This window comes from Ruminiclostridium hungatei (assembly GCF_002051585.1).
Taxonomy (GTDB): Bacteria; Bacillota; Clostridia; order Acetivibrionales; family DSM-1351; genus Ruminiclostridium; species Ruminiclostridium hungatei.
Window position 1 is genome coordinate 146020 of record NZ_MZGX01000005.1, and the last position, 12741, is coordinate 158760.

Sequence of the window (12741 nt, forward strand, 5' to 3'; positions counted from 1 at the left end):
CATACATATGGATAACAGTTACAACATTGAGGATTATCCGATAATACACCCTTTGCGCTTGTTCAGTTATAAGCCGGAGTTTGTGGATATTGCAGCAGGTGACGGCATTTATGTCACCGATACCAACGGCAAGAGGTACATAGATGCCATCAGCGGATTATGGAATGTATCGCTGGGCTATAACAATAAAGACATAAATAAGGCTATCATAGCACAATTGGAGAATATTTCCTTTGTCAATCTATATGCAAGCGGAAACCCCACTACACTTGAGTTCGCCAAAAGACTCATACAAACGGTTCCACGGGAACTGAGCAAAGTCATATATACCTGCAGCGGTTCCGAGTCTGTTGAAGTTGCAATCAAAATTGCACGCAAATTCCATAAATTATTGGGCAAGAGCCAAAAGAAGGAATTTGCAGTTTTAGACCTGTCTTATCATGGGACAACTTATGGTGCCATGTCGGCAAGCGGAATGGATAATTCCTGTATTGAGGATTACGGGCCCTGGGTAGAAGGCTTCAATTTACTGTCAACACCGTTTTGTCTTTGCTGCGGCGGGAATGACATGGCTGGGCAATGCAGGCGGGAGGCGCTTGAGTCGGTAGAGAATCTGTTCAGAACAAGGGGAGACCGGTTGGCCGGCATCATTCTTGAGCCGGTAATTGGCTCAGGCGGGATAATTCCTTTGCCTGACTGGTATATACGGAAGGTAAGAGAGCTCTGTTCCCAATACGGCGTTTTAATAATTTTCGATGAGGTGGCAACGGGGTTCGGAAGAACCGGAAGCTTGTATTCCTTCCAGCAGTTGGGGGTCACTCCGGATATCTTATGTTTGTCCAAGGGTATAAACAGCGGATATATTCCAATGGGTGCGGTAATTATATCCGGTTATATAAATGAGGTCTATTCAAACAATAACAGCTATATTGAACACTTTTCCACACAAAACGGCAATCCCCTGGCCTGCGCGGCCGGGCTTGCAACGCTGGAACAGGTGGACAGCAGCCTGCTTCAGGATAAAGTAAAGGCTCTGGGAAAGCTTCTTGTTAAAACATTGGAGGATAGCCTTGACGGAAATTCAAATGTTCTGGGTATCAGAGGCGCAGGACTGATGGCAGGAGTGCAACTGAAAGGTCCGGGCAGCAATTGTCTCACCTCCGGACAGATATCCGAACTTTATAAAAAGATACGGAGCAAGGGGCTTATAGTATATCCGTTTTATATATATCCTAAAATATCAGGTTTTAGCTTTTTTCCTTCATTCATTTCAACCGAACAAGATATATTGAAGATGGCAAATATATTTTGTACAGAGATCAAGCGTTTCAGATTTTAATCAGGATATTTTTGTCCTTTTTAAAGTAAGACTGGGGAGGAGGTGATACATATGAATATTTCAGGATTGAATCTAAAGATGGAAGAACTTGAAACCTGTGAAGCTTTGGGCGGCGGAGAAACAACCGTCGGAGCCATCGTCGGTGTAGTTATCGTTGGCGGTTTGGTTTACGGAGGAGTTTGTGCCGTTTCAACTTGATTCCCGGTACAAAGCAAAGGAAATTATCTTAAAATACGGGAGGTGAAAGCAATGGAAACAATGAAGATGAGTCTGGCAATTGAGGAACTTGAAAAAGTTGATGCTGCCTGGAACTGGAACGACTTTTGGGTTGGTGTAGGTATCGGAGCAGGAGCAGCCGGAGCTGTTGCAGGAAGTTATGCTGCAGTTGTAGCGGCCGGAGCTACATAATAAACCATCTGTGTGTCAAGGCTGTAGGCAAACATTGCTTTACGGCCTTGACTACAGTATTCTATTTTGTTCAGAGGTGGAATAAATGAGTTCATACGGCAATATTGAAATCGATGACCTTGGCAATAACATGTATCTTGTGAAAAACATCCATACATCCAAATATGTGAAACTGGGAACAAGAGAAACTAAATATCTGACTCATTTAATCGGAGACAAGGGGAATCTGGACATTGAAGCAGCAGAGACCGGATTAAACGAGGAAGAACGTAATTACCTGAACGGCAAGTTTCTGGAGTGGGGGTTCCTTTCCGATGGAAATGACCAGGACTCAAAGGCCGGTTCCCCAGGCAAAAGATTTAAAAATTTTGTAAAAAACAATGACTTGACCAATATAACCGTGGCTTCATTAAATCCCGATATGTTTCTGGACAAATGCATGCCGGTTATTAAGGCACTATTGAGCCCGGTGGCCATGATAATATATTTCCTGCTTTTTTTATTAGGCTGGAAGGCGCTGTCAATGAATTATTACCTTATGAATGATGTTGCCTTTAAAGGGATATCCATAAGGAACGCTATTATTATTTATATAATGCAAGTAATCACCATAGGCTTTCATGAACTGGGGCATGCCATCACTTGCAAATATTATGGAGGCAAGGTAAGAAAAATGGGAATAAAACTATTTTTTCTATTGCCTGCCATGTATTGTGACATCAGCGAGATTTACACATTCAAATCCAGAAAAAAGAAGATGCTGGTATCGTTTGCAGGTGTACTGGTCAATTTTGTGGCAGCCAATATCGCCTTGATTATTTATGCATTATTAAATTATTTCCATGGTATTAACTCGGCAGTATTAGCCATATATTATTTTGTGAACATAGGCCTTGGCATATTCAACCTGATTCCGTTTGTAAAACTGGATGGCTATTGGATATTATCAGGGTTCGCAAATATTACCAATTTTATGGATAAATCCATAAATCTTCTGCTGAAATTAATTGTTTCTCCTAAAGAGTTTGCCGCATTGGAAATCAATAATACCAGGAAGTTTGTCATGGTGCTTTACGGACTTTGCGTATGTGCTGTCAAGCCTGCCTTCTGGGCATACTCCCTTTACATCATAAATAGATATCTCAGTATGGTGTTGGGACAAAAAACAATATATCTTATAATTTTTATAGCTGTGTATATATTGTTTACCATTTTTAAGGATGCAATAAAAAGATTTAAAGATGTAATTAGCGGTACGGCAAATACTATGCCTTAAGCCCGTTACATAGATTTTTTCACTTTTTTTAAGGAGTTGATCAAGTGGGATTGGTTGTAAATGGACTGAGCAAGAGCTTTAATGGAAATGTGGTAGTGAAGAATCTTTCCTTTAGCTGTGAAGAGGGAAAGGTATTCGGGCTGCTGGGCAGGAACGGGTCGGGAAAAACCACCACGCTGAGAATGATTATGGGAATAATCAAGCGGGATAGCGGAGAGGTTGCGTGGAACGGCGAAAAGCTTTCCCGCCAGTTTGAAAGAATTGGTTACCTGCCTGAAGAAAGAGGAATCTATATAAAGGAAAAAGTGTCGGAACAATTGATATATTTTGCAACGCTTAAGGGACTCTCTCAAAAGAAGGCCAAAAGTGCGGTGCAGTACTGGCTGAAGAAATTCAACATTGAAGAATACTATGATCGGAAGGTTGAAACCCTGTCCAAGGGAAACCAGCAAAAGATACAATTGATTGTGTCTATTCTGCATGATCCTGAGATTGTCCTGTTTGATGAACCTTTCAGCGGTCTTGACCCCGTAAATATGGAAATTCTTAAAGAGGTCATAAATGAGCTTAAAGTAAATGGAAAGTGCATAGTTTTGTCCAGCCATCTTATGGATTTTGTTGAAAAATACTGTGAGGACGTGCTGCTGCTGAAAAATGGAGAAACCATCGTATCCGGCAAGCTTTCCAAAATAAAAGGCGATTATAACAGAAAAAATTTGATTATAAGAACCGGTGAGGATATAAGAGCTGTTCTGGACAAGAAGGGTATATTTGTATCGGAGGCTCTGGAAAACCAGTATACTGCCAAGGTGAAAGATGAGCAGGAAGCTCAGGGCCTCCTGCAGCAGTTGGTTGCAGATGACGTCAGTATACTCAGGTATGAATTGACAGAACCCACACTGCATGAAATTTTTATTGAGAAGGCTGGTGATTAGGATGAATGGTTTCATGAAGGTGTTAAAATATACATATAAGTCCCAGACAACCTCAAAATCCTTTATCATAACTACATTGATATTTATCCTCATTATTGTGGGCATGATGTTTCTGCCTTCAGTAATTGAAAACTTATCAGCAAATGACAAACAGGATATCTGCCTGGTGGATGAAACGGGCATATTGTCTGACAACCTGGATGGATTGAAAAATGAATTTGCCGAAAGCTTCAATTGGAATGTGGCCTCAAAAGATGATATGGACCGGTTGATAGGCAGGATACATGATGACAGCATTTATGGGATACTTGCAGTAACAGGCGGTAAGGACGGTCTGCCGGAAGCGGAATTCATCACAAAAAGGGTAACGGATGATAAGCATATAAAAGCTTTGCACGATTATCTGCAAGTGCGGTGGAGCAGTGCAGTCCTGAATAAATTACAGCTCAGTGACGAGCAAAAAAATCTTCTCACCAGCCGGGCGGGCTTTAAGGTGGAGCAGCTTGGGAAAAGCTTTGAGGATACCTACCTTCTGTCATATATTCTGATGATGATATTGTTTATGAGTATACTTATGTATGGTTCATCAGTTGCAGGCGGTGTCGGTTATGAGAAAAGCAACAGGGTAATGGAGATATTGATAACTTCAGTCAAGCCTACACAGCTTTTGCTGGGAAAAACCATCGGTTTGGGTCTGGCAGGCCTGACACAGTTTTTCTCATACATAATTGCCGGATGCGGATTTTATATGCTGTTTAAGCCAAAGAATGCCACACTTGGGGATTTGACCTTCAACATATCCAACATTAACGGACTCATTCTGGTTTATCTGGTGATATTCTTCCTGTTGGGATATTTCTTTTATGCCACCATTTATGCGGGTTTTGGTTCGATTGTGAGCAAGAATGAAGATCTTCCTGTGGTAACAATGCCGTTGGCCATGGTGCTGCTCATATGCTTCTTTATAACAATGTATACCATGACAAGCCCCGATGGGAGCATTGCCGTGATTTTTTCCATAGTACCTTTTTCTTCACCCATCACAATGTTCACAAGAATATTGACAACTGATGTGCCATTGTACCAGATATTGCTGTCAATATTCGTGCTGATTGCTTCTATCGGTATATTCGGATGGCTTGCAGCCAGGATATACAAGGTTGGAGTACTGCTTTACGGCAATATGCCAAAGCTGAAGGACCTTGTCCTGTTGGTGAAAAACGACCAATAAGTGAAAAGGGCATTGGATATTTGTTTTTCAGGCAGCTTGGCTAAAATAAGGAGATACTGCAAATGGCTAACAAGGTGGAAATAAGTTTACAGAACAAGAATGCTATTGTAACCGGGGCAGGCAGGGGTATAGGCTTAAAGATTGCAGAAATGCTTGCAAGGGCAGGGGCTTCATTGATTGTTACAGAGCTGGAGGACAGGTTCGACGACTTGAAAAAGAGTTCTCTGGAAATAGAAAATAATTTTGGAGTCAGGGTAATTCCCGCCGTTCTGGATATCCGAAGCCAGGAGGCTGTAAATAATGTCGTACAGTTGGGAATCCAGGAATTTGATCAAATAGACATACTTGTCAATAATGCCGGAATAAATCTATTGACTCCTTCGCTGACAATAACCAGGGAGCAATGGGATCAGGTACTTGATATCAATTTAAAAGGCACCTTTTTTTTAACACAGGAAGTGGCAAAGAGAATGATTCAAAGGAAAAGCGGGACAATCGTAAGCATTGCATCCCAGCACGGGGTTGTGGGCAATGAACTGCGGGCGGCATATTGTTCAAGCAAAGCCGGCATCGTGAACCTTACAAAAGCGCTGTCTTATGAATGGGCCAGACATGGAATCAGAGTCAATGCCGTCTCTCCTACATATGTGTTGACAGAAGTAAACGGTGACCTGCTGAACAGTAATGATTTTATGAGAAAAGCATTGCAAAGGATACCTCTAAGACGCTATGCCACACCTCAGGATATTGCAAATGCAGTTCTGTTTTTGTCAAGTGAATTATCAAGCATGATTACAGGACATAATCTGCTTGTAGATGGCGGCTATACTGCCGTATAGCACACTGTATAACGGGGGTTGCAATGAATTGAATAAGATACTGCTACTTAATTTACCTGTGTTTTCTGCCAGAAAACAATCCAGCAATACATTAGCCCAAACATATAATCCGCCGCTGGGCCTTCTGTATATCGGCACTGTTCTTGAGCTGAACGGCTATAAACCCGTCATAATGGATTTATGTGCCAACATAGCAAACTTGTCCGCTGTTTTTAAGACCATTTCTGAGGACAAACCGCTGCTGGTTGCCATATCAACCTATACTGAAAATATTGACAGTGCTGTAAATATAGCAAAGGCCATTAAAACCAAGTTCAAGGACATAAAGATAGTCTTTGGAGGACCTCACTCAAGTCTTGAACCGGAATATGGAATCCGTTCCAGATATGTTGATTTCATAGTCATGAAAGAGGGAGAGGCAACCTTTATTGAATTGGTACAGGCTATAGAGTCAAACCAGGAAATAATCAGATTTGAGGATATACCCGGAATTATTTACAAACAGCCGGACAAGGTGGTAAAAAACGGGTACAGGAAGGATATTACCGATTTGGACCTGCTGCCCATAGTTAAAAGGGAACTGATGGAAATCAGTTCGTATGGCAGGATAATTAACATAATAACCAGCAGGGGCTGTCCCGGCAACTGTATATATTGTGCGGCAACCGCGCTGTCAGGGGCTAAATACCGTGTGAGAGACACAGTAAATACCTTGCTGGAAGTAATTTTGATATTGAATACCTTTAAAAATACCAGGAAGGTAGTTTATTTTATTGATGACACCTTCACCGGGATACCCTCGAGAGTTGCAGATTTTATCGCCTTAAAGAAGAGGTATGACCTGGACTTCAGGTGGAGATGCGAATCGCGGGTGGATGTCATGACGGGTGAGCTGATAAGGAACATGGCACAAAACCAGTGCATAGGAGTTGTTTACGGTATTGAGAGCGGAAGCCAGCAGGTATTGGATACAATAAGAAAGAACATCAACCTGGTTTCTGCCGAGGAGATAATAGATGAATCCTGCAAGACAGGAATACATGTATGCCTGAACTTTATGCTGGGGCACTACTGCGATACACGGGAAACCATGGAAATGACGCTGGAGTTTATAAAGAGGATGTTCGAAAAGCACAGGATGGATGCAATGCTGACGTACAATACTCCATTTCCCGGTACCTGGCAGTATCAGCACAGGGACAGACTTGGACTGAACCTGATATCTGAAAATTACTGCGACTTCACCGTCCTTACACCAAGTGTTGAAACGGCCAATTTTACAAGAATGGATCAGGTTGACATGTATATGAAGGCAACGCCGTATATCTTAAGCAACGATTTTGGAATTGATACTGAAGAATAGAACCGTCAAAATGAATTTTAATACATAGAATCGAGGTATAAGTACTATGAAGGATTTTATGCTGATTGCCCATTCCTTTAAAGTTTCAAAGTACAATGACAAGAAGGTTAATTATTTCGGACCGTTAGGCCTGCTGTCCATAGCAGTTTTCGCAGAGCTTAACGGGTATGAAACCACAGTAGTCGATATGACACTCAGGCAGAATTCGATGTCAAAGGTGATTGAGAGTATAGGAACAGAAAAGCCTGTACTCATCGGTATTTGCGCCCACACCGAAAACATAGACCTGGTGCTGAAATCGGCAAAGTACATAAAAACCAAATTTCCGGACATTAAGATTGCTGTGGGCGGTCCTCATGCAAGTCTGGATCCAAAATACTGCATGAGCAAATTTGTTGATTTTGTCGTTATAAAAGAAGGCGAATCCACCTTTGTAGAACTTCTTGAGGCAGTGTCCTCAAATCAGTCGGTTATTAAATACAAAGATATAAACGGGATAATGTACAAGGAAGATAAGGCCTTGGCCAAGTCAAATGTCAGGCCTCCCATAGCCGACCTTGATTTGCTGCCATTAATAAAAAGAGAATACATAGGTTTTGAGGTTTACAAGAAAAGGATCATAAATCTGTATACCAGCAGGGGGTGTCCGGCAAAGTGCATATATTGTGCGGCCACGGCGTTGTCAGGAGCCAGCTATAGAACCAGGGATATTGACAACGTGTATCTGGAGATATTGCTGATAAATAACTCCGTCAAGCAGGAGCAGTATGAAATGTACATCATTGATGATACCTTCACCGCAATAGCTTCAAGAGTAGACAGGTTTACCGGGCTGATAGAAAAATATAAATATAAGTTTATATGGAGATGCGAATCAAGAATTGATGTGATAAACCAGGAAATGCTCAAGCGTATGGCAGCCTCGGGGTGCATTAACATACAATACGGCATTGAAAGCGGGAGTCAAAAAGTACTTGACGGCATCAGGAAAAACATTGATCTTCTGAAAGCCAGAGAAATCATAGACATGACCTATAAAAGCGGAATTACCATATGTACCAGCTTCATGCTGGGCCATTTCTGCGATACCAGGGAGACCATGCGGGAAACCGTGGATATGATAAGGGAGCTTTATGAGAAGTATGACAGGAGTATTGAGATTTTTCTTTCTTATAATACTCCGTTTCCGGGAACCTGGCAGTATACTCACAGAGATAAGCTGGGGCTGAGGATATGTGTTAACGATCATTCCGATTTTACCCTTACGGACCCTGTGGTGGAAACCGATAATTTCACACTGGAGGATCAGAGAGCAATATATTATGAGAATTATATCTATACATTCAGGAACACCAGAGAGGGCTTGGATATTCTAAGGTACAACCCTGAATGATTTCATACGGTAAATACAAGGAGGAGTTATGAATAACAAAGCTGTATTGAAAACAATATCTGATTTGAGTTATGCGGGAGAATTCTGCCATGGCCGGTTTGTAAAGGATGGAATAGTGCTGAAGCCAAGTCCGAAGTCCGAGTTTAAAATCTGGTGTCCCGTAAAAGAAGTAAAGTGCATTATCCTTCCCGATGGAAGAGTTGTGGAGGGGGATTCCATAAAGGACATATTCAGTATATTTGATGAAATGGTAGAGCGATATGGATAATATTTTGCTGATAAACTTATCTGGGTACGAGAATAAGGAGGCAAAAGCCAGCGAACGAATTGAATACAACCCTCCCTTCGGACTTCTGTCAATAGCTGCCCATATTGAACTGCACGGCTATAACCCTGTATTAATCGACCTGAGATGTGACAATCTGACCTTTAGCAGCATCAAGGAGATTATTAAGGAGAAGAAACCCATACTGATAGGCTTTTGTGCGTTTACCATCAATGTTGACAAGGCGCTTTTGCTGGCCAGAAACATCAAGGCTGCCTTCAAGGGTATAAAGATACTGTTCGGCGGGCCTCATGCGACAGTCCAGCCTGAGTATATTGCACGGCACAGGTTTATTGATTTTATAGCTGTGAAAGAGGGAGAATCAACCTTCATGGAGGTCTGTGAGGCGATAGTATCAAATGAGGAGACAATAAGGTTTGAGGATATACCCGGTCTTTTCTTCAGAAGAGACGAAAAGGTTTTTAAGAATAATGTTCGCAAGCCCATTGAAGACCTGGATTTAATGCCCCTGGTAAAGCGTGAACTGGTCGGTACGGAAAAGTTCGGCTATATGGTTTATATCATTACCAGCAGAGGCTGCCCCAACAACTGCATATACTGTGCATGCCCTGTGCTGGCAGGTGCCAGATACAGGACCAGGGACATAGATAATGTCTTTCTGGAGATTATGGATATTAAGCATATGTTGAAGGAAAAGTTCAAGCTCATATATTTTATTGACGATACTTTTACGGTTCTTAAGGAAAGAGTTGAGCTGTTTTGCCACCTGAACAGGAAATACAACCTGAACCTTATGTGGAGATGTGAGTCAAGAGTTGATGTGATTTCAAAAGAGATACTTCACAAAATGTCTGAGGGGGGCTGTATTGCCGTACATTACGGGATAGAAAGCGGCAGTGATTATGTTTTGGAGAAGATACACAAGAATATAACACTGTCTCAGGCAGAAAATGCAATCAAGCTTGCGTATGAAGCAGGAATATTGGTATGTCTGTATCTGATGCTCGGACATTACTGCGATACCCAGGAATATATGCAGGACACCATTGATTTTGTGAAGAGGATGGCTGAGGAGTACAGAGCGGATATAAGTATAAATTATAACACTCCATACCCGGGCACCTGGCAGTATACGCATATAGACAAGCTGGGTATGAGGCTTGTTTCAGGCAAGTATGAAGATTTTGCCTGTTACAAGCCAATTGTTGAAACCGACAATTTTTCCATTAAGGATCAATATGAATATTATTATAGAATCTTACCGTATTTGAATAAGTATAACTTTGGTATGGAAGGGTTTGGAAAAATTAATAAGGATAATCATTAAAGAGGGGTTGGAATAATTTTATGAAAAGAATAATTCTTAGAACCACATCAAATTTAAGCTTTGCCGGACAAATTATAGAAAATAATCTCATAGAGGGAAAGGGACTGCTGCTTAGAACCAATCCTCAGTATGAAATGAGTATATGGTGCCCCTTTGAGGAAATAGCCAGCATAGTGGTTAACGGTGAAGTTACGGATATAGGCAATATTCCGGAGGATATAGAAAAGTTCATGTATTACCAGGCAAATTGATTAAGCCGTTTTAAGGATGGGGGGAACCAAATGGCAAAAGCTGTTTTTTTTACTCTTCCTCACCATGGGCATATTAATCCCAACATAGGCTTATTGGAAGAATTGGTCAGAAGAGGAGAAGCTGTTCTCTGCTATTCCTCCGCCAAATATAAAGGCATTGTGGAAGCAGCCGGTGCCAGGTGGAGAGAATACCGGGTTGACCTGGAAGCTTTTTTCTTTAAAAAGGGTGAGTACGGCACTGATATCCCAGCCCAGGAAAATGAGGATATAAGATTCAACATCCAAAAGGCCTTTGAAGATATAGAGGCTCTGTTTGGTGTGGGAAGAGACATATACCTGAAACACTGCAAGGAAATCCTTGAGTATGGTGCTGACTATTTCATATATGATTCCTTCGCTGTCTGGGGAAAAATTTTTTCTGATAAGCTGGGGATTCCGGCGGTTTGCTGCGAAAGCCTGTTTGTAATGACGGAGGAAATATTTAATGCCCATATTGAGTATTTTATTGTGTATCTGATAAAAAATAAGTCCTTGGATTCAGTAACTCCGGCCGAAAAAAAGCTGGCTGCCGACTGTATGGATTACTACAGCAGAAGGATTCAAAGAAAATTGGCAATCAGGGATTTCAGTTTTTCAGGTTATTTTTATTCTGACTACCTGAACATTGTTTACCTGGTTAAAGAAATGCAGCCCATGTCTCATTGCATCGGCGATAAATTTGCTCTTGTAGGTATGGATTACAATACCGGTACGGATTTGCAGAACAAGAGGGAGGAAAACCGCACTCCGCTTATATTCATCAGCAGGGGAACAATTCATGGAAGTGAAGCAATGGAGGTTTTTAATAAATGTATCTCCGTTTTGGGAGGAATGGACTGCAGGGTAATAATTTCAACGGGTGGCTGTACTGCAGGTACACAGTTTAAAGATTTGCCTTCAAATATAAAGGTGTTTGATTTTGTAAATCAAAAGCAGCTCTTGAAGGAGGCGGACATTTTTATAACCCACGGAGGGTTAACCGGTGTAAGAGAAGCTATTTTCAACGGTGTTCCCATGCTGCTGTACCCAGAAACCACAGACCAATATATTGCTTCCCGACAGATAGCACAAGCCGGGGCGGGCATATGGCTGAAAAGCAAACCCTTCTGCTGTGCGGAACTGGAAAATGCAATTGAAAAAATCTTAAAAACCCAGGAATACAGGGAAAATGTCAAGCTGCTGAAAGCCGGATTTGAGTCGGCAGGAGGGTATGGAAGGTCTGTGGAGAAAATATTTGATTTCAAAAAAGCAGTTAATATTTTATAAAAATATGTTTTATAAGTGGTGGTAGAAGATGAAAGCATTAATATTGGCTGCCGGCAGAGGAACCCGTATTAATGGGGTACTTAACGGCAAAAACAAGTGCCTGACCATGGCCGGGGACAAACCAATAATCGGACATGCCCTTGACAAGCTTGGAGAAGTGAAGGAAATTGAGAGTTTTGTTATCGTGGTGGGCTATAAGGCCGGAACAGTAATTGATTATTGCGGTTACGAGCATAATGGCAGGAAGATAACATATGTGTTTCAGGAGGAACTCAAGGGGCTGGTCAATGCAATGGAATGTGCAGGAGACAGCCTTGGAGGGGAGGACTTTATACTGCATCTGGGGGATGAATTTTTTGAAGCACCGGATTATGCCGGAATGCTGAAAAGGTTTTACCATGAGGCTTGCTATTCGTTGATAGGCACTGTAAGGGTAAATAATACCTCACTTATAAAGAAAACCTATACTTTTTCTCATAATCAGGAGGAAGAAGTCTGTAACCTGATAGAAAAGCCTGCCCAGGTATACAACAATTTAATGGGCACCGGAAATATCATGTTCAGAGCGGGAATTCTGGACTATATCTCCAAAACGCCTGTTAATCCCATACGGCAGGAGAAGGATCTCACAGATTTGATTCTGACCGCTATACGTGACGGCAACAGGGTAAAGTTTTTTGAACTTGCAAAAAAATATGTAAATCTCAATATACCGGAAGATATGGAGGAATTGCAGGTATGGCTTCAGTGAGCCGGACCGGGCTTGCCGGAAACTTTATATGAAAGGA

General features: G+C 41.7%; 14 protein-coding genes. All 14 read left to right on the forward strand.

What is annotated here, in order from left to right:
- Window positions 1-7: 7 nt before the first annotated feature.
- The 14 genes from CLHUN_RS05290 (at window position 8) to CLHUN_RS05345 (ending at window position 12704) form a co-directional block, all read left to right on the forward strand.
- Window positions 8-1339: an aminotransferase family protein gene (locus tag CLHUN_RS05290; protein ID WP_080063527.1), complete on the forward strand. Its 1332-nt coding sequence runs from the start codon at window positions 8-10 to the stop codon at window positions 1337-1339.
- Window positions 1340-1381: 42 nt separating this feature from the next.
- Complete coding sequence (locus CLHUN_RS22050) at window positions 1382-1537, forward strand: hypothetical protein (protein WP_165755664.1); 156 nt, start codon at window positions 1382-1384, stop codon at window positions 1535-1537.
- 51 nt (window positions 1538-1588) lie between these two features.
- The gene (locus CLHUN_RS22055) at window positions 1589-1747 is read left to right on the forward strand and encodes a hypothetical protein (RefSeq protein ID WP_165755665.1); all 159 of its coding nucleotides are present in this window, start codon (window positions 1589-1591) and stop codon (window positions 1745-1747) included.
- A gap of 85 nt (window positions 1748-1832) precedes the next feature.
- Window positions 1833-3023 carry a metalloprotease gene (locus CLHUN_RS05295; protein WP_080063528.1) on the forward strand — a complete coding sequence of 397 codons (1191 nt, stop codon included), beginning with the start codon at window positions 1833-1835 and terminating at the stop codon, window positions 3021-3023.
- Window positions 3024-3067: 44 nt separating this feature from the next.
- Window positions 3068-3958 carry an ABC transporter ATP-binding protein gene (locus tag CLHUN_RS05300; RefSeq protein WP_080063529.1) on the forward strand — a complete coding sequence of 297 codons (891 nt, stop codon included), beginning with the start codon at window positions 3068-3070 and terminating at the stop codon, window positions 3956-3958.
- Between the two features lie 13 nt (window positions 3959-3971).
- Entirely contained in the window at window positions 3972-5189 is a 1218-nt protein-coding gene (locus CLHUN_RS05305; protein ID WP_165755666.1) for an ABC transporter permease, read from the forward strand.
- A 62-nt stretch (window positions 5190-5251) separates the two neighbouring features.
- Window positions 5252-6028, forward strand: a complete 777-nt coding sequence (locus CLHUN_RS05310) for an SDR family NAD(P)-dependent oxidoreductase (protein ID WP_080063531.1) — start codon at window positions 5252-5254, stop codon at window positions 6026-6028.
- A gap of 28 nt (window positions 6029-6056) precedes the next feature.
- Window positions 6057-7391, forward strand: coding sequence for a B12-binding domain-containing radical SAM protein (locus CLHUN_RS05315; RefSeq protein WP_165755667.1), 1335 nt, complete (start codon window positions 6057-6059; stop codon window positions 7389-7391).
- Between the two features lie 46 nt (window positions 7392-7437).
- Window positions 7438-8784: a B12-binding domain-containing radical SAM protein gene (locus CLHUN_RS05320; RefSeq protein WP_080063533.1), complete on the forward strand. Its 1347-nt coding sequence runs from the start codon at window positions 7438-7440 to the stop codon at window positions 8782-8784.
- 28 nt (window positions 8785-8812) lie between these two features.
- On the forward strand, window positions 8813-9052 hold the full coding sequence (locus tag CLHUN_RS05325) for a hypothetical protein (protein ID WP_080063534.1): 240 nt from the start codon (window positions 8813-8815) through the stop codon (window positions 9050-9052).
- Window positions 9045-10397: a B12-binding domain-containing radical SAM protein gene (locus CLHUN_RS05330; RefSeq protein WP_080063535.1), complete on the forward strand. Its 1353-nt coding sequence runs from the start codon at window positions 9045-9047 to the stop codon at window positions 10395-10397. The genes CLHUN_RS05325 and CLHUN_RS05330 overlap by 8 nt, the downstream gene beginning before the upstream one ends.
- A 20-nt stretch (window positions 10398-10417) precedes the next feature.
- A complete protein-coding gene (locus CLHUN_RS05335; protein WP_080063536.1) occupies window positions 10418-10648 on the forward strand; it encodes a hypothetical protein in 231 nt (76 codons plus the stop codon).
- Between the two features lie 30 nt (window positions 10649-10678).
- Window positions 10679-11953, forward strand: coding sequence for a nucleotide disphospho-sugar-binding domain-containing protein (locus CLHUN_RS05340; RefSeq protein WP_080063537.1), 1275 nt, complete (start codon window positions 10679-10681; stop codon window positions 11951-11953).
- Window positions 11954-11981: 28 nt separating this feature from the next.
- Window positions 11982-12704 (forward strand): sugar phosphate nucleotidyltransferase, encoded by a 723-nt coding sequence (locus CLHUN_RS05345; protein ID WP_080063538.1) that lies wholly within the window; start codon window positions 11982-11984, stop codon window positions 12702-12704.
- The last annotated feature ends 37 nt before the right edge of the window (window positions 12705-12741 follow it).

Coding starts and splice junctions, on each gene's coding strand:
- CLHUN_RS05345 (WP_080063538.1), top strand. CDS start 11,982: ATGAAAGCATTAATATTGGCTGCCGGCAGAGGAACCCGTATTAATGGG.
- CLHUN_RS05305 (WP_165755666.1), top strand. CDS start 3,972: ATGAAGGTGTTAAAATATACATATAAGTCCCAGACAACCTCAAAATCC.
- CLHUN_RS05335 (WP_080063536.1), top strand. CDS start 10,418: ATGAAAAGAATAATTCTTAGAACCACATCAAATTTAAGCTTTGCCGGA.
- CLHUN_RS05320 (WP_080063533.1), top strand. CDS start 7,438: ATGAAGGATTTTATGCTGATTGCCCATTCCTTTAAAGTTTCAAAGTAC.
- CLHUN_RS22055 (WP_165755665.1), top strand. CDS start 1,589: ATGGAAACAATGAAGATGAGTCTGGCAATTGAGGAACTTGAAAAAGTT.
- CLHUN_RS05310 (WP_080063531.1), top strand. CDS start 5,252: ATGGCTAACAAGGTGGAAATAAGTTTACAGAACAAGAATGCTATTGTA.
- CLHUN_RS05330 (WP_080063535.1), top strand. CDS start 9,045: ATGGATAATATTTTGCTGATAAACTTATCTGGGTACGAGAATAAGGAG.
- CLHUN_RS05340 (WP_080063537.1), top strand. CDS start 10,679: ATGGCAAAAGCTGTTTTTTTTACTCTTCCTCACCATGGGCATATTAAT.
- CLHUN_RS05325 (WP_080063534.1), top strand. CDS start 8,813: ATGAATAACAAAGCTGTATTGAAAACAATATCTGATTTGAGTTATGCG.
- CLHUN_RS05290 (WP_080063527.1), top strand. CDS start 8: ATGGATAACAGTTACAACATTGAGGATTATCCGATAATACACCCTTTG.
- CLHUN_RS05295 (WP_080063528.1), top strand. CDS start 1,833: ATGAGTTCATACGGCAATATTGAAATCGATGACCTTGGCAATAACATG.